16 protein-coding genes and 1 riboswitch are annotated in these 17,488 nt (G+C 55.3%); of the genes, 7 read left to right on the top strand and 9 right to left on the bottom strand.

Annotation, left to right across the window (positions count from 1 at the left end; genetic code table 11):
- Positions 1–106 precede the first annotated feature (106 nt).
- Both DW943_RS05300 and DW943_RS05295 read right to left on the bottom strand, forming a co-directional pair.
- A complete protein-coding gene (locus tag DW943_RS05300) occupies positions 107–1,003 on the bottom strand; it encodes a LysR family transcriptional regulator (RefSeq protein ID WP_117862392.1) in 897 nt (298 codons plus the stop codon).
- Positions 1,004–1,013: 10 nt separating this feature from the next.
- Positions 1,014–1,922: an HAD-IIB family hydrolase gene (locus DW943_RS05295; RefSeq protein ID WP_117862391.1), complete on the bottom strand. Its 909-nt coding sequence runs from the start codon at positions 1,920–1,922 to the stop codon at positions 1,014–1,016.
- Between the two features lie 63 nt (positions 1,923–1,985).
- Positions 1,986–2,096, top strand: a riboswitch (TPP riboswitch).
- A gap of 51 nt (positions 2,097–2,147) precedes the next feature.
- Between DW943_RS05295 and thiM the strand changes: the two genes are divergently transcribed.
- The 3 genes from thiM to DW943_RS05280 are packed head-to-tail and all read left to right on the top strand — an operon-like array spanning position 2,148 to position 4,024.
- Entirely contained in the window at positions 2,148–2,987 is an 840-nt protein-coding gene (gene thiM, locus DW943_RS05290; protein WP_117862390.1) for a hydroxyethylthiazole kinase, read from the top strand.
- Between the two features lie 3 nt (positions 2,988–2,990).
- Positions 2,991–3,332: a thiamine-binding protein gene (locus tag DW943_RS05285; protein WP_233540710.1), complete on the top strand. Its 342-nt coding sequence runs from the start codon at positions 2,991–2,993 to the stop codon at positions 3,330–3,332.
- Positions 3,329–4,024, top strand: a complete 696-nt coding sequence (locus DW943_RS05280) for a thiamine phosphate synthase (RefSeq protein ID WP_117862389.1) — start codon at positions 3,329–3,331, stop codon at positions 4,022–4,024. Before DW943_RS05285 ends, DW943_RS05280 begins: the two co-directional genes overlap by 4 nt.
- A gap of 235 nt (positions 4,025–4,259) precedes the next feature.
- On the opposite strand, the gene DW943_RS05275 is transcribed toward DW943_RS05280, so the two are convergent.
- On the bottom strand, positions 4,260–5,129 hold the full coding sequence (locus DW943_RS05275) for a patatin family protein (RefSeq protein ID WP_117817273.1): 870 nt from the start codon (positions 5,127–5,129) through the stop codon (positions 4,260–4,262).
- A 324-nt stretch (positions 5,130–5,453) separates the two neighbouring features.
- Between DW943_RS05275 and DW943_RS05270 the strand changes: the two genes are divergently transcribed.
- The 4 genes from DW943_RS05270 to DW943_RS05255 all read left to right on the top strand — a co-directional run bounded on the left by DW943_RS05270 (position 5,454) and on the right by DW943_RS05255 (position 11,367).
- Complete coding sequence (locus DW943_RS05270) at positions 5,454–8,171, top strand: EAL domain-containing protein (protein ID WP_117862388.1); 2,718 nt, start codon at positions 5,454–5,456, stop codon at positions 8,169–8,171.
- 125 nt (positions 8,172–8,296) lie between these two features.
- On the top strand, positions 8,297–9,001 hold the full coding sequence (locus tag DW943_RS05265; RefSeq protein ID WP_117862387.1) for a GGDEF domain-containing protein: 705 nt from the start codon (positions 8,297–8,299) through the stop codon (positions 8,999–9,001).
- A 259-nt stretch (positions 9,002–9,260) separates the two neighbouring features.
- Complete coding sequence (locus tag DW943_RS05260) at positions 9,261–10,418, top strand: IS110 family transposase (RefSeq protein WP_231500848.1); 1,158 nt, start codon at positions 9,261–9,263, stop codon at positions 10,416–10,418.
- 145 nt (positions 10,419–10,563) lie between these two features.
- Positions 10,564–11,367: a diguanylate cyclase domain-containing protein gene (locus tag DW943_RS05255; RefSeq protein WP_117655635.1), complete on the top strand. Its 804-nt coding sequence runs from the start codon at positions 10,564–10,566 to the stop codon at positions 11,365–11,367.
- Positions 11,368–11,765: 398 nt separating this feature from the next.
- On the opposite strand, the gene DW943_RS05250 is transcribed toward DW943_RS05255, so the two are convergent.
- The 6 genes from DW943_RS05250 to DW943_RS05225 all read right to left on the bottom strand — a co-directional run bounded on the left by DW943_RS05250 (position 11,766) and on the right by DW943_RS05225 (position 17,422).
- The gene (locus DW943_RS05250) at positions 11,766–13,340 is read right to left on the bottom strand and encodes an ABC transporter ATP-binding protein (RefSeq protein WP_158566097.1); all 1,575 of its coding nucleotides are present in this window, start codon (positions 13,338–13,340) and stop codon (positions 11,766–11,768) included.
- A gap of 83 nt (positions 13,341–13,423) precedes the next feature.
- On the bottom strand, positions 13,424–14,533 hold the full coding sequence (locus tag DW943_RS05245) for a methyltransferase (protein ID WP_117862384.1): 1,110 nt from the start codon (positions 14,531–14,533) through the stop codon (positions 13,424–13,426).
- 14 nt (positions 14,534–14,547) lie between these two features.
- On the bottom strand, positions 14,548–14,868 hold the full coding sequence (locus DW943_RS10465) for a hypothetical protein (RefSeq protein WP_117862383.1): 321 nt from the start codon (positions 14,866–14,868) through the stop codon (positions 14,548–14,550).
- Positions 14,869–14,929: 61 nt separating this feature from the next.
- Positions 14,930–15,130 carry a hypothetical protein gene (locus DW943_RS10360; protein WP_147348626.1) on the bottom strand — a complete coding sequence of 67 codons (201 nt, stop codon included), beginning with the start codon at positions 15,128–15,130 and terminating at the stop codon, positions 14,930–14,932.
- A 38-nt stretch (positions 15,131–15,168) separates the two neighbouring features.
- Positions 15,169–15,969, bottom strand: coding sequence for a PqqD family protein (locus DW943_RS05235; RefSeq protein ID WP_117862382.1), 801 nt, complete (start codon positions 15,967–15,969; stop codon positions 15,169–15,171).
- Between the two features lie 439 nt (positions 15,970–16,408).
- A complete protein-coding gene (locus tag DW943_RS05225) occupies positions 16,409–17,422 on the bottom strand; it encodes a radical SAM protein (protein ID WP_117862380.1) in 1,014 nt (337 codons plus the stop codon).
- Positions 17,423–17,488 lie beyond the last annotated feature (66 nt).

Raw genomic sequence — 17,488 nt, 5'->3', positions numbered from 1 at the left:
TCATATGGCTATCGTAAAATATACGTTTATAACAGTTTGATATAGATGCTTCCTATATCAGTTTGGACTGTCATAAAGATATTTGACCCGTGCGGAACGCAGCAATCTAGATGTGCTGACGAATCGCTTCGATATAGGCCTGCCCGTAGCGCGTAAGTGTCGTGTTCTTGCGCGTGATGATGCCGATCTCCATGTACTCGTCTACATCGAGCGGAATGGAGATAATACCGGGGCCGTTAAGTTCATGGCTTATCACACCCGAACACACCGTGTAACCGTTAAGGCCCATAGCCAAATTGAACAACGTCGCACGGTCGCGCACGCGGATATTCTTGCGGCGCTCAAACGTCGAGGTCAGTTCCTCGGAATAATAGAACGAGTTATAGCTGCCCTGCTCATAGGACAGGAACGGGTAGTCTTCCAAGTCCTCGAGCGTCACGCTGGAGCGGTCAGCCAACGGATGGTCGGCACACACAAAAACGTGCGGCGTGGCGCAGAAGAGCCCTTCGAACACGAGCTCGTTGACCGCCAGCATGCGCTCGATAACCTCGCGGTTATGCTCCGACAGATACAGGATGCCCAGTTCACTTTTCATATGCGCTACGTCCTCGATAATCTCGTGAGTCTGCTCCTCGCGCAGGGTAAAGTCGTAGCGCGCGGCATCGAACTCACGGATCACATCGACAAACGCATTAACGGCAAAGGAATAATGCTGGCAGCTCACACTAAAGTGCGGCACCTGCTCGGACGCGCCCTTGTACTTGCCCTCGAGCAGGTCGGCCTGGTCGAGCACCTGGCGCGCGTAGCCCAAGAAGGTCTCGCCTTCCTCGGACACAATGACGCCCTTGTTGGTGCGCTCAAAGATGTGCACACCCATCTCGTTTTCGAGATCGCGAATCGACGCGGTAATCGAAGGCTGCGACACAAAGAGCCGGCGCGAGGCCTCGGTGATGCTGCCGCATTCGGCAACTTTGACGACATATCTGAGCTGCTGAAGCTTCATAGCCTTCTCCCTAGACGTTCGTGATGCCAAGACCCGTCGCGTCCATCCGACGCATAAACGGCGGCATCTCCCCCGTCGCGGCGCAGGCGGCAATCTGATGCAGAGCCCCGGCAACCGCATCGTCTGCCGCAGCGCCGATATGCCAGCGCGCGGCAGCCGTGACGGCCTCGTTGGCATTGGCGACTGCAACGGAGTTGGGAACGGCATCGATCATGGGCAGATCGTTATCGGAATCGCCAAATACGGCCACCTCATCGGGCGTCAGGCCCAAAGCGCGCGCCAGCTCCAGCGCAGCGCAGCCCTTGTCCCAACCGGCCGGGAGAATATCGAATAGGCGCACGCGGTTGTTGGGAAACACAAGCGAGAGCTCCGGCACCTCAGCGGCAACGCGCTCGCGCAGCTCAGCGAGCTCTTCGCGCGAGCGGGCGCTCCAGATATTCGCCTTGTATACCGGGGCATCATCGACAACAGGACGGCACGGGGCCTCTTCGCCCTTGAGCCATGCGTTGCCGCCCGACTCCATGGCGCGACGCACGCGCTCGGGGTCGCTCGTCACGCAATAGGCATCGTTATCCCAAAAGTCGTCACCCAGGCTGTAGACCTTTAGATAGGTATCGTCGGTCTCTTGTTCGAGGTAATCGGCCAGACGCATCAGGGCATCGTTGTCGGTCGCGCGCGAAGCGACCGCCTGACCGTCGACAAACATGACCTGGCCGTTGCAGAACGCACCGGTCGAAAAGCACTCGGAACGAGTTTTGAACATCCAACCCATCGCGGACGGCTGGCGACCCGAAACCGGGCCAAAGTGCAGACCAGCCGTCTGCATGGCGCGAATACCCTCAATGGCGTAGTCACTGGCGCCGTCATGCCCGGCCGGAATCAGCGTATCGTCCATATCGGTCAGCACAAGTTTAATCATAAGGCCCCCTCGGTCATTCTTAATCCCGTCTATTGTACCGATGCGCTAGTATAGGGAACAACAGATTCGATGCGGGAGTGCCGGCGGTGCAAACCACAAGGCTGAGAGGGCATGGGGCCCAATCCTTTGAACCTGTCAGTTAATGCTGGCGTAGGGAGCATGCCGCCTTTTTAGGGGCGCTGTCTATGCACAGCGCCCCTTTTCTATGCCAAGGAGGCATGTGCAGTGATCGATTCGAAACAGCTCAAGCAAAACGTGGTCAAGGCCGTGGAGGAGATTCGCGCCACCAATCCGATGGCGGGCTCCATCACCAACACGGTGACGATTGACTTTGTCGCCAACGCGCAGCTCGCCGTGGGCGGATCGGCCGCCATGGTCTATCTGCCCGACGAGGGCGAGGCGCTCGTTGCCGGCGGCGGCGCCATCTATCTGAACATGGGAACGCTCTTCCCCATCTACGAGCAGACGATTCCCCGCGCGGCCAAGGCGGCACACGACGCCGGCAAGCCCTGGGTGCTCGATCCGGTGGGCCTGGGCATCGGCAGTCTGCGCACCCAGCTGGTAGGCGAACTCAAGCAGTACAAACCCGCCATCGTGCGCGGCAATGCCTCCGAGATTATCGCGCTCGCCGGCCTGTGGGGCCTTGAGGGCGAAGCGGCCGATCTGAGTCGCGTGCGCGGTGTCGATACCACCGACACGGTAGACGCCGCCCGCGGCGCCGCCGTGGCGCTCGCCCGCTACACCGGCGGCGCCGTTGTGGTCTCGGGCGAAGTCGACCTGATTACCGACGGCACGACCGTGGCCAAGTCCCACGGCGGCAGCCCGCTCATGTCCAAAATCACCGGCTGCGGTTGCTCGCAGGGCGGCGTGCTGGCCGTGTATGTCTGCGCCGCCGACCCGTTTACGGCGGCCATCTGCGGCACCGCCGCCTACAACGTTGCCGGCACGCGTGCCGCCGCCGTTGCCGATGCCCCGGCAAGCTTTAAGGTCGCCTTTATCGACGAGCTCTACCGCGCGACCGCCCAGGACATTGCCGATAACCAACTCGAGCTCGAGGAGGCATAAGGCATGTCCGAGCCCGCAACCAATGCCGGTATGAACACGCTCGTCGCCGTAGCCATCGCCCCGTGCGGCACCGGCGACGAGCTATCTGCCGAGGTCGCCGAGGTCGTACGCGTCATTCGCGAGAGCGGCCTTCCCAACCGCACCACCTCGATGTTCACCGAGATCGAGGGTGACTGGGACGAAGTCATGCAGGTCGTGCGCGACGCAACCTTTGTGTTGGCGAGCAAGGGCATCCGCACCGAAGTCGTGCTCAAGGCCGATATTCGACCCGGATTTACCGACACCATGACTGGCAAGCTCGAGCGCATGGAAGCGCAGATCAAAAAGCAGGAGGAAGCACAGTGAGCATCCGCGACAACCTTGATATCTCGGCCTATCTGGTACTCGGCCCCGAAAACACCCTCGGACGCCCCGTGGGCGATGTGGTGGCCCAGGCGCTCGACGCCGGCTTTACCTGCATTCAGGTGCGTTCCAAGGTGGCAAGCGCCCGCGAGATCATCGCACTGACGGGCGATGCCGCGCAGGCCATCGCTCAGGCCGGCAAAACCGGGCAGGTCGCGCTGCTGATCGACGACCGCCTTGACTGCGTACTTGCCGCACGCGAGCAGGGTATTGCCATCGACGGCGTGCATGTTGGCCAGAGCGACATCCCCGTCGAGGTCTGCCGCAAACTTTTGGGCCCCGATGCCATCGTGGGTCTTTCGGCCCGCTGCGAGGAGATGCTCGAGTACGTCAAGACCGCCGACATGAGCCTGGTCGATTACCTGGGCGTAGGCCCGCTCCACGAGACCGAAACCAAGCGCGACTGCGGACGTGCGGCCGACGGCTCCATCATCACCAAGAGCTTTGAGGACCTGGCTGCCCTCCATGCAGCAAGCCCCGTGCCCATTGTGGTGGGCGGCGGCGTCAAGAAAGCCGACCTGCCGCAGCTCAAGGCAACCGGCGTCGACGGCTTTTTCGTGGTGAGCGCCGTCTGCAGTGCCGACGACCCCCACGCCGCAGCCAAGGAGCTCGTCGACACCTGGCAGCAGGCATAGACTCATGCCGAGCAGCTGCTCCGCAGCCCTATATCTTCAACAGCGGAAAGCGCATCCCAGTTTGGACGTCCATTCTGGGATGCGCTTTCCATATAGAGGGCCAATGGGAAAGCGCATCCCGTTCTAGGCGCAGATTCTGGGATGCCGTTTCCAAAACCCGCCGTCCGGGAAACTGCATCCCGTTTTGAGCGCAAATTCTGGGACGCGCTTTCCGCCGAGCACACGGCAAGTTGCTCTACCCCGCCAGATACGCTTCCAGCGCGGGCAACGTCGCCTCCGCATCGCGACGGCCGATCTGGTAGATGCGCTCGAGTTCATCGGGCTCGCGGCACAGCGACGGCACCTTCACCGATTCGCTCGGCCGCACCACAAAGATCTCGCCAGCGGCTTCGCGACGCGCCAGGTCATCGAGCGTGGCATTGTAGACCTCGTGCCGACGCTCAAGCGCCGCAACAAACTCCGGATAGTGACGATACACGCGACGCAGCATAGGCATCACGCTATTGGGCTGCTTTACAAAGCCCGCCGGCTGCGTCAGCACCACCACGTTGCGGTCATAACCCTGCGCAAACAGCCAAGCGCTGGGAATGGAATCGGCAACACCGCCATCCAAGTACTTACGACCCTCGATGGCAACAGGACGCGTCGCCACGGGAATCGCCGACGACGCACGGATCCACTCGATATCGCGCTCGTCGCCATAGGGCAGGTCATGGTAGACGGCCTGCCCCGTCTTAAGATCGGTACATACGCACGTAAACCGCATGGGGCAGGCGCGATATGCCTCCAGATCGATGGGATCGCGCTCGATGGGTACCTCATGATAGGCAAACTCGGCATTGAACATATCACCGGTTCGCAACCAACTCGTCACGCTCGCATAGCGCTTGTCGGCGCAATAGGCCTTGTTGTAGCGAATGGCGCGGCCAATCTGGCGCGATTTAAAGTTGTAGCCAAACGCCGCGCCCGCCGAGACACCCACCATATGGTCGCAGGTTAAGCCGTGCTCCATCCATACGTCGAGCACGCCCGCCGTATACATACCGCGGTAGCCGCCTCCCTCGAGCGCAAGCCCCACCGTGCGCGTCGTGTCTGGCTGTGCCATGCGACCATCTCCGTTCCCGTGTTTTAAAGCGGAACAAGTATACCCGCCAACATATATCGACTCAGTCGCATTTATATCGAGCATCGCATCGTCACGCTACCGATTGGCGAATAATAGCCGCCCGCGGCAGGGGCACCCATATACAATCCTCTATTGTTGTTTATACTACTCAATAGTTATCAACAGCGAACACGGACCGACATATTAAACCAGCGACGCAGCAAGGCGGGGGCCTGGATACACGCAAAGCGTTGAGCAGCAACGCGTGTGTACAACGAGCTCGCCCGACGCAATACACCCCGACCTCAGGAAGCCGCTTACAGCATGGATATCGCCAGCAATTACACCGAGACGCTCGAAAAGACCATCCGTGACCTTCTCGAGCGTCAGGACGATCTGATCAGGACTGCCTTTACCGACGAGCTCACCGGTCTTGGCAACCGCGGCGGCTTTACCCGTTCCCTCGAGGAAATCTGGGAGCAGGAATTGCCCGTAACCATGGCGTTTATCGACATCGATAACCTTAAGCACTGCAACGACATCTTTGGACACGACGAGGGCAACCGCTATATCTTGCAGGTGAGCCTCTATCTCAAGCTGTATATGAAGGTGGACGAGGCGGCATTTCGCCTGGGAGGCGACGAGTTTGCCATCCTGTCCACAATCGCGACCGAGGATGACCTTGCCGAACGTCTGGAGCACTGTCGAGAGGTCCTGCTCAAAAATAACGATTCCGAGATGCCTCACTCGTTTAGCTACGGAGTGTCACACGCCGACCCCGCCCTGGGCGAAGCCTCCAATCGCATGACGCTCGATGCCGACCATCGCATGTACGACTACAAGCTGCGCCATGCCGTGCACCTTGATCGACGCAATATCACGCAAGTCCACGCCGACGATTTCGAAGTAAGCGATCGCATTTTCGACGCCCTTTCGATGCTCAACGAAGGCCGCTATTTCTTTATCGAGAACCTGGACAAACATCGCACCCTTTGGTCACAAGGCGCTATGCGCGACCTTGGCCTTCCTTCGGAGCATATAGACAACTGCCACGATTACTGGAAAACGCGCGTCCATCCCGATGACCTCGAGGCCTATAGCGACGATATCGACCAGATCTATAACGGCTCCAAGCACCGTCGCGTCATGCAATACCGCGTACGCAACGCCGCCGGCGACTACGTTCTCTGCCGTGCTCGCGGGTTTCGTATCGACGGCGACGGAAATGTCCCCTCGCTCTATGTTGGCGAGCTCGTCAACCACTCGCTTGCCGAGACCGTCGACGCCGCCACGGGCCTTGGAACGCAGCGCATGTTGCTCAACGCTATCGATGCCTGCCGTCGCGACTGTTGCGAGACGGGGCTTATAGCGGTGCGCGTTCGCGGCACGACAAAGCTCAACGAGCTTTACGGAGCCGAGGCTGTCGACAACATGCTCGCCGAATACGCAGGCCGCATGTTGTCGATCACCCGTGGCAGGAGTCGCGTCTACCGCTCACGAAGCGTCCAGTTTGTCGTGCTCAGCAACGATTTGGACCACGAGGCATTCGAGCAACTGGTCCGTCATCTAAAAGAGGCCGTTTTCGCTCCCGTTCGAATCGCGGGCGATACCATTACCCCCGTCTGTCTAGTCGTTCCGGCCTTTTACGAGCGCCTAACCAATCAAGCGACCGCCGTTTTAGGCGAACTCGACCGTCGCCTTCGCACGGCCGGCGGACTTGTCCCCAACGACAGCCTCCCCATACCCGAGATAGAGCGCAAAAGCGCCATCGCCGAGCGCATCGATATGCTCACGGGCCTCTGTCGACCCAGCGAGTTTATGCGGCGCGCCAACGCATTTCTCCAGACAAGGCGCGACGGCGCTTGGTGTATCGCCACCGTCGACATGGGGCACATGCGACTGTTCAACGAATGGCGCGGACAGGCCGAGGGCGACCGCGTGCTCGCCGACGTAGGTACAGTCCTCAAAGACATCGAGAATGCCGACATGGGCGTCGCAGGGTACTGGGGCCAAGACGACTTTTGCATACTCATCCCCTTTGAGCACGACACCGTCCATCAAATCTATAGTCGCATTCGCGAGACCGTGGCCAAGCACGATGACGGCGTAGGCTTCTGGCCGTCCATGGGCGTTTGCCCTATCGACTCCAACGAGGAAATCACCATCGATGCACAGGCCAAGGCCATGTTTACCAATCGACGCGCAAAAAACGACTTTAAGGAGCGCATTGCCATTTTCCGCCCCGAGGAGTATGAGCGCGAAGTCTCGTTCCACCGCACGCTGACCGAATTCCAGTACGCGCTCTCCAACGGCCGTATTACCTACTACCTGCAGCCCCAGGTCGACATGGAAACCGGCGAGATCATTGGCGCCGAAGCGCTCACGCGCTGGATCGACAAGGATGGCTCCCTCATTTCGCCCGCCACCTTTATCCCCGCTCTCGAAGAAAGCGGTTTTGTGGTGACGCTCGACAAATACGTTTGGCAGGTCGTTGCCTTGTGGCTGCGCGAGCGCATCAATCGGGGGCTTCGCGTGGTTCCGATCTCGCTTAATGTGTCGCGCGTGGATATCCTTGCCTGCGACGTTGCCGAGCATATGGGAGCGCTCGCCGCCCAATACAACCTGCCGCCCGAGCTCATGCGCATCGAGATCACCGAGACGGCTTATACGGGAGAGTCCGAGGCCGTGGATAAACTAACGGCCGACCTGCACACCCGCGGCTTCTCGACCTATATGGACGATTTTGGCACCGGCCAGTCCACGCTCGCGATGCTCAAGAACGTCAACGTCGACGTCATCAAGCTCGATCGCACGTTTGTGCCCGATAACGGCGATGAGGGCCGCAGCGTGCAAATCATCTCATCAATGCTCGAGATGGCGCAGTCACTCCATCTGCCCGTTGTGATCGAAGGCGTCGAGACGGACAAGCAGGCAAACATGCTGCGCCACATGGGCGCCCGCTACGCTCAGGGATTCCTCTACTACCGCCCCATGCAGGCGGAGGATTTTGAGGCATTGCTCGATGGTGGCGACAACAACTAATACGCTCGCACGCAAACGCCACCGCCGAAGAGGACGTTTGTTCCCATGAGCTAACTAATACCCCAATCTAAACCGAATTGGGAGTAAGATACAAACCATTGTTCCATCCAAGGAGGTCATCCATCATGAACGAGTCGTATCGCCTGGGCGAGCAATCAATCATCGCTCATCTTCAGCGACTTGCGAACGGGGCCTCAACCACCGAGCTCGATGTTGCCGCGCTGCCCCCGGAGTTGCGTGCCATCGGTGAGCAACTGCAGAAAACGCTCGCCATCCTGCAACAAGAACGCGAGCTGCTTGAGCACGGCGCCTATATCGACTCGCTCACCAATCTTGGCAACCGTGGCGGACTCGACCGCCATGTCGATCAGCTCTGGCGCAAAGGCACCCCCTTCACCTGCGCCTATATCGATATCGACCGCCTTAAGCATTGCAACGATAAGTTTGGCCACGCCGAGGGCAATCGCTACATTCTGAGCATCTGCCGCGCACTCACCGAGACAATGGAGCACGATGAGTTGCTGTTCCGTATCGGTGGAGACGAATTTGTACTTATATCCCCCACGACAGACGAAGCCGAGCTCGAGCAGCGCCTGGAGCGGACGCGTGCCAATCTTATCGAGGCAACATCGGACGGCAAGGCGCCCATGATCGCCAGCTTTAGCTTTGGCTGCTCGCGCGTCGACCCACTTGCAGGCGATACGCGTCGCCAGATGACAAAGGACGCCGACCGCAAAATGTATCGCTACAAGCTCATGTACCGTGTGCAACAACCGGAAGAAGGCGATGCGCTGCAACGCCCGATCACCGAACAACCCATTACAGTCTGAAATAGGCCATCGATAAATTTCGATGGCGAGCATTCGGCGCATTGCCTACGATACGGGCAAGCCCCGAGGGGCCGCCGATCGGGCGCCTCCGGATGGCCGTCTGCCCCTGCCCCGTAGAGGGCCCGGGGGGTGTTGCCACCGGGGGCGCTCGCCGCTCCGGACGACTGATAGGAAACTGCCGGGCGCAAGCGCCACGGCCAGGTAATGTGGGTGTCGCGGGGAGGGGTTCCGATCGGCCTACCGATTGGAGGATACCACCGTGGCACCAATTAGAATGCCGGAAGCCGTCATCGGGCTCGATGTCGGGAAATCGTCCCACTGGGCATGCGTCGCGACTCGAGATGGCGAGGTGCTGTTGAGCACCCCCGTCGCGAACAGGGAGGACGACCTGGACTCGCTGTTCGGCCGCTTCCCCGATGCGCTCGTGGTCGTCGACCAGTCGCGCAACATAGGCGCCCTCGCGCTCGCCCGCGCCAGGGCGGCCGGGATGTCGGCGGCGTACCTGCCGGGACTCGCGGCGCACGGGGCCGCCAGGCTCTTCGCCGGCGACGCCAAGACCGACGAGCGAGACGCGATGGTCATCGCGAAGACGGCGCTTGGCATCCCCGACGCGCTCCTGCCGGTCGGAGACCCGGGTCCGACGATTGCGGCGGCGAGGGCGCTGGCCGCCCAGAGGAACTTCCTGACCTGCGAGAACACTAGGAATAAGAACCGGCTGCGCAGCATCCTGCTGGAATCGTGCCCCGCCTTCGAGGCACTGGTCGACCTGTCCGACGGGCCCCAGCTGAGGCTCATGGCATCCCTCGGCGGGGCCTGGTCGGTAGCCGACGCCGGGCCCCGCAGGGCGGCGGCGCTCACGCGTGGGGCGGCGCGCGGTAAGATCGAGGCCCTCGTCCGCTCGACAACCTCCTCGACAAGGCCGGATGCGTCGGTCGTCGCCGCCGAGGACCGGGCGGTGAAACTGCTCGCGCGCAGGATATCCGAGAACTCGGCGGAGATCGAGGCGATCACGGCGGAGATCTCCGCCCTGCTCGAGGGCGACGATACCTACCGATGCCTCCTGACGGTGCCGGGCATCGGGCCCAAAACCGCTTCCGAGCTTGCGATCTCCATCGACATCGAAGACTTCCCCAGTCACGACAGGCTCGCGTCGTACTGCGGCCTGGCGCCGCGCAACCGCCAGTCGGGAACCTCGATCTCCTCGGTGACGGCATCGCGCCAAGGCAACAAGAGGCTGAAGAACCTGCTCATATTCTCATGTAACTGCCTTACCCGGACAGAGGGGAGATGGGGCGACTACTACACCAGGTGCCGGGAGCGGGGCATGTCGCACGGCAAGGCGCTCAAGGCGCTGGCGCGAAAGAGACTGAAGGTCATCTACGCGGTCATGCGAGACAGGGTGCCTTACGCAGCCTAGCCGAAACGCACCGAGCAGACTGAAGCCCACCGGCCTAATGGCTTGGCGTCAGCATGCCGCGATTCGGTCGCACGGAGAGCATTTCCCAGTTGACAAAACTATAGGAACACCCCCCTGCAACGACCGAGTGTTCCAAGCGATCTCCATGAGCTCCGAGACACGCTATCCGTTCATCATTAACCTCGACACCGGCGAATCGCAATGGTCGGTTAATGCCGTGCGCGATTTTGACCTACCCTCCCAGCATCCCTACAACTCGCTCGATATATGGCTTGCCCGTGTTCACCCCGAGGACCGCGACAACGTACGTGCCGAGCTCGATATGGTGGTAAACGGCACGTGGCACTTCCACTGCATGCAGTATCGCGTCATGAATACCGCCGGAAAATACGCGCTTTGCGACTGCACGGGTTACCGCCTGGACGGCACCGATACCGAGCCCAACATGTATGTGGGCATTGTCACCAACCGAAGCTTGGCAGATACGACCGATTCCGTGACCGGTCTGGGCGATATCCACGCCCTGGTCAACGCCATTGGCGAGATGCGTCGCGTGGCACGAAACGCGGGCTTGATCGCCATTAAAATCGACGAAATCGCACAGGTCAATGCCCGCTTTGGCTTTGATGCAGGCGACCGCGTTTTGGCAGAAAGCGCCGCCTGCCTCATGGATTGCTCGCGCGGCAAGGGTCGTCTGTTCCGCTCGACCGGACCGATGTTCGTGGCGCTCTTTGACGAGCTTGATCCCGAAGAGACCGACGCGGTTGCAGACGAAATCGAACGGTTCTTGGGATCGCCCGTGCTCCTTGGCTCATTTGAATATCAGCCGCCCCTTCGCGTGGCGACGCTTCATCTGGACGCCGTCGACCGACAGCCCGTTTCCATTTTGAACGAACTCAATGCGCTGATTAAAGAGGCGCCGCAGGTACCGGGCACCAAGCTGGACTAGCGTTATGGGGCGCATGATGGTTAATTTTCGATCTCAACCGAACACATTGGGCAAATAGGTCGTACCCGCAGTTAGCCGAACGTCCCCGCAGTCCCTCCCGGGGCCCGGGGCACCGTTTTCCCAGTTGAAAGAATGGCGCAGATGCGTTTCGATGAGTCCGGTGGCCATACTCCGCCCACCGCCCGACATCTTTTCCCAGGCAAAGTCGAACGGTCGGTCCGTCTATTCCGTTTCCCCTAGGCCAGGACAGCGGGGGTTCCGGAGCCGCCCATTACGTTCGTTCGGGAGGCGCTAAATTCATATGGAACGAGAAAGAGTTGATCACCCGATTATTATGCCCGCCTTAAAAAGCAACCAAATATACGCCCCAATATCATTCCAGCACAACCAGGAATCCATTATTTGGCTAATTCAATAGCCCCCTCACCGCTCATTACCAAAATATGATCGGCGACATCGAGCAATCTAGAATCATGCGAAACGATCAAAAAGGCCTGACCTCGCTTATTTTGTTTAATGTACTCTATCAGGCAGCCACATGCCGATCCGTCAAGATCATTGGTCGGCTCATCGAGAATTACAAAATCCGCTTTTCGGCATAACGCCATAGCCAAACGCAACCTTTGCAGCTCTCCTCCAGATAGATTAGAACATTTTTCCCATCTTATTTTATCAATTGGTTCGAAACCGCATTCCTTGAGAAACGACGCCATTAACTCATAGCTGATGCCGTATTCATGCAAATAGTCTTCAACTGTGTCACCGGGGACGAAAGCCGTTTGCTGCATAGCAGAGAAACACTCCGACCTAACTCGGTCAAGATTGATAGCGGTCAACTTTGTGCAATCGTACTCGATATTGTCATTTGCGTGCTCGTAAAAACCCAGAAGCAGCTTTAATAGTGTGCTTTTTCCAACACCATTAGGACCTGTAATTACATACGTTCTGCCCACGTCAAATTGAAGATTCGCCCCGCAAGTTATATCAACCAGCTCTTCATCGCGAATTAAACTGAAGTCTAAATCTAGGACCTGTATGCGGCCCACATTATTAACCGCAAGGCAATTTCGGTAATCCCGTTTTCGCGCCTTTATTTCATTCAGCCTAGCTATTGATGCCCTCGTTTCCTGCAAAGACTGAAAGACGCCGATATAGTACTTGCCACAGCTCATCAATAGGGAATAATAAGAATTTATCATGGTAAATTCCCCAATTGTCATAGCTCCTGTGGCTATTCTTGCTCCCGAAACCAGCAACAAAACGGCTTGAAATCCTGCCGCCGCCATACGATCGCTAGAACTAACTATACTTTGTACTTTCGCGAGTGCGAGAACTGAAGGATAGTACGCAACATCAAACTGTTTTTCTACATGTTCGAAGCTGCTGTCATAACCGGCTAGCAGCTTAATCTCGAACGTCCGTGCGATACGTGATGCTATGGAGCTGAACAGGAACCCATCTTCCTCTTTCTTTTGAAATGAAGCGGCAAGCAGTGAGGGTTGAAGCATAAGCACCATAATGCAATACGCCCCAAGAAGCGTTATGCCGACGGTGCATATCGATAAATCGAGAGAAGCGATTAGCAGAAAAACCGCGATCATTGTAATCGCATTCATAAACAATGGAATCATGTTTATGACAACAAACGATGTTATTGAAGAGGTGTCCGAGTTTATTTTCTGAGCAGAGTACAACGGGGAAGTCGACTCTATGTCCGTAAGTGGCAAATGTTGAAAGTCTGATACGATTTCTTTTAAAAAACTGAAATACGAGAGGTTCAGGACTGACGTCTGGAGCATCTTTGCAAAGTAAGAGAAGGCCGCCGAAATGATCCCCAATAATGCTATAGCAAAGGCTAAAATGTAAATTGAATGCATGTCCTGACCGTAAACGAGCATATCAACAAACTGTCCGTTCAAATACGGCGACAGTGATGTCAGAGCATAGCTCACCAGAACCATGACCATCAGCATCTTTGCACCGTGGCATGACATCGTTGTTTTGACCACATGCCAGAACAACGCGCACTCGTCTCTCCGCCATTTGAAATGCATCATTATATCAACCACGCCTCTGAACAGGGCCTTTTATTTGAGTTGTCAATTATATTCAACCCTCTATCCAGAGAACTGTCCTTTCGCAGCCGTAACACATAGTAATAAACGCCTGCAGTATGGTCATTTCGATAGAGTTCGTAAACATCATCAATTGCCTCATCTACTGATGTCCACCTTGTTGGATTAGCCAAATACGCACTCCATGCAACACCCTCAACAAACGAAGAGCATGGATAGACCTCGTCATATCCCAGCAAAGACATCGTTCCCGACAACTCGCTGCTCATTATGTCTTGCACTATTGAGACTGCATCCAGACTGTCCTTATCAGCACAAGCCATCATTCCCACCATCAACGCGGTACCATCATCGCTTAAATAATCTGGGAGCTTTTCGATAATCTCGTTGCTAACTCGGCATCCATCAAATCCCCCATCTCCGACAAAAGGATATTCAAGTCCATTGGGAATGGGGACCAGCGGAGGATTTGCAACAATATAGTCGTATTTACTATCAGGTTCGAGCTTCTCATACAAATTTCCTTGAACCGTTTTTATCGCACCGTCCAGCCCATTCAACTTGGAATTAAGCATGTTAGTTGCACAAGTTTCGGCGTTTATCTCCACCGATGTAACCGACATGCCACCCGCTGCCATGATCAGCGACTGAATCCCAGAGCCCGCACACAAATCAAGCCCCTTCTTCCCGAGCTGAGGAGACAGCCGCCTGGCAAGTCCTAATGAATCTGGACCGAAATATCTTTTAGGGTTTGGCCGTGGAGCATCCGCGACAATCCAGACACCTCTATATCGATTTAAAACCAGACCCGTTGAGTGGACAATCCCGTCCTCTAAAACAACGATGCCAGCGTCCACTAATAGTTTAATCAGCTCAACAAATGGCTTCATTTCAGCTTGCGCTACAGGCTCTCCAAGATACAGAAGCCTCACTAGTCCTCGATATTCTTGGTTTACTTTACCCGATGCAAATAAGCGCTCAACAACATAAAACCTATCCCCCGCCACGGATATGCCCTCGAGTAAATCTGTTAAGCCAACCCTATCAAATTCTTTTGACAATTGACTGTATTGGTCCATTTTGTCGTCCATCCCGCTTCCGCTGGCTATCGTCTCATAAACACAAACCTAACTAGCCGCACGAACGACAAAGAGGCCAAGCTGAACAGAAGTAGAACCAAAACTTCAAAAACACTGGTATTCCAATCGCGTACCCAGTCCTCTACCGCCAACAAAAAAAACAGCAGCCCCATCCATAACGTCACAGAAGAAATCAACTTTGCGTAAGGGCGTATATCAATCCCGCTCTCCCTTTTTGTGACATCATATCCAGCAATTGAGCAGAGCCATCTTCCTCTTCTGTATTGGATTGAAAGGATAATCAGGGCAATCGAAGTCATCAAGCAGACAGCATCCCCTGTTTCCATAGAACTTCCTTTGCTTTCCGTCCTAGTTGCGCATTCACAATCGAATCAAACCAAGTGTGAATTACTCGATAGCAACCGCCTTCGTATAAACCATAGCCGCTGCAGCAGCATTAACGACTGCACCGTAGTTAACACCAACTACGATGTCATAAACTGCAACTGCCCAAACTGCAGCCGGGAATATAGCAACTCCCACCGCTGGCTCCGGATCTTGACTGCCACCATTTAAGTTAACTGGACCAACCCGCGGATCAAAATCCATTTTTTACCTTCTTTCTAACTTGGCAATAGTCTCCAAAACTACAGATCAATCTGCAATTCTCTAATCTCCATATCACCTTCCATTAACTCATTAGGTATCACTCCCTTCAAGAGAGTGGGCGGCAAAAGACACCGATCTGTTTCGCTCACCGAATAGATCAGGTAATTCAGATCTCGCATTCCATCACTTTTCAAATCCTCTTGAGTCGTTTCGCTCTTAAAAACAAGCTCAAGGACCGACATGTAGTCTCGAATTCCCTGCCATTGCTGCAAGTTTGGAATTGCGCCAAATATTGAATATAGGAAGTAGGCATCTTCAACAATCGTTCTTACAAAAGCAATTTGCGTCATACACTCTTGCTGGTTGTCCTGAAGCTCCAATACAACTGATGATGAGCCGAAGTTATCCGAGATGTCATTGACCGTTTGAACTATAGACCCATCAACAATCGGAGACAGATACGAACATCTCAGTGAAGCGGTTTTCGCGTAGTAGGGAATATACATGATATTGTTACGCTGATACAGAAACCTAGGTGCAAGATCGTCTAAATCGCCCTCGAGAAATAAGCCTGTTTTCCATATTTTCAAAATTGTATTTAGAACTTTATCGGCAACGATTGACCTATCGCTGCCGGACAACTTCTTATTGGTGCAAATTTCGTTAGCGATATCTTCAATGCACCGCCCTCCATCTATCAAATTAACGATAGCGAGTGCATCTTCATTGAGACGAATATAGTAGCTGTTCGCGGTCAAAACGCTACCGGTCTGAGTGTGCCTTACGCGTACGGCATACCGCATTCTCGGAACAGCACCCAGCATCTCTCTTTTCTTCATATTTCCTTACCCTACCTCTAGGAAATAGTAATTCATGCTTCCGTTCGCAAGTTCTACCGCCACCGACCATTTAAACCCAAACTGCTCGAGCCCAGATTCGCAGCCATCCTTAGTGATAGCGGCTACTCGACATGGCGTTTCCGAACCTTCCCAGCGCAACTCCGCAATTTGAATCCCCCTTTCCAATATAAATAAAACCAAACTGCTAGACCTGCCTCTTAGTGCAGCGCCCTTAGCCGTAATCAGCATTCCGCAAGGTTCGATGGAATCAGCCCTGATCAGGCAAACCTGATAACGCCCATCAAATAGAGTCTGCCTAATTAGACGTCCTCTCATCTTTCCATTTTGTATAGTTGAGAATGGGTCAAGCACGACATATTGATCCATGCTTTCATTGGCTCTATAAACAAAAGACAAAACCTCTTTGCAGTCGCTCTCTTTAGCCCTGACTGCTTTTACGCAACTTACCCCCGTGCACACGTGCAGCATCCTCCAATTCTTGAGATATATCTATGTTCCTTTCTTTGAAAAGAACAGGAAGCCCCTGTTGGATACTTGTGAAGTCCGAGAGCTCCTCTATACGAGCTAGGCACTTCTCGACAATTGGGTGCCGTAACGCATATCTATCTATTTCGAGATCAATATAGTCCTGCAGAGTATTTCGATTTAGATTCCAAATGGTAATCGGCAGGTAAGGAGACACCGAGAGCTCCCCATACGCATTGACGCATATTTGCGGAATTCTCCCTGTCTCCCTATACATATACAAATGATCTACGGGGTCACCCCAGGTAATCTGCATTTGAGAAACAGCATTGCGCGCGCTCAAATATGCAGCAAGCGCATCATTTTGCTCGGGCGTTAGGCACAGATCCTTATAATTCAGCTCACCTCGTCCGAGCGGCATCAAAGGCTGTGCTCTAAAATCACTCACACCTTCTTTTTCACAAAAACTAATTATTGAAGGGTATTCCCTTATATTCATAGCATGGGGAAGAGAAGCAACTGCGACCCTTATTCCGTGTCTTCGTGCGATCTTAATCGCATCCAGTACTCGATGGAGCTTACCGTTACTCAACCTCACATGGTCATAAGACGCATCTGAAAGCCCATCGAGGCTAAACTGCACTAAATCCAGTCCATCTCTTTTTAGGGCGTCAGCAATTTCTTCTGTCCAAAGAATGCCATTGCTGACCATTGACACGAGAGTGCCTCGATTAAGCTCCTTAACTAACCTCACGGCGCGACGAATCAAATCAAACCTAAGAATGGGCTCTCCGCCACAAATGCAAATCGACGAAAGATCAATCAAGGCAAGCTGTCGAAAAACGCTGATCAGTTCGTCATCATTCATTTCCTCATAGGCACATTCCCCGCCGAAATCAAAACAATGCCGACATCGCAAATTGCATCGATAGGTCACATCAACTGAGGCCGAGCTAAGATAATTCATATAGAATCCGCTCTCTTTCGTGCTTACGAAATACTTAATTGCAATTATGAACCTAGCAATTCTCGT

Origin of the sequence: Collinsella sp. AM44-11, assembly GCF_003467145.1 — a bacterium.
Classification (GTDB): domain Bacteria; phylum Actinomycetota; class Coriobacteriia; order Coriobacteriales; family Coriobacteriaceae; genus Collinsella.
This window is presented reverse-complemented; position numbering and strand designations above follow the sequence as displayed.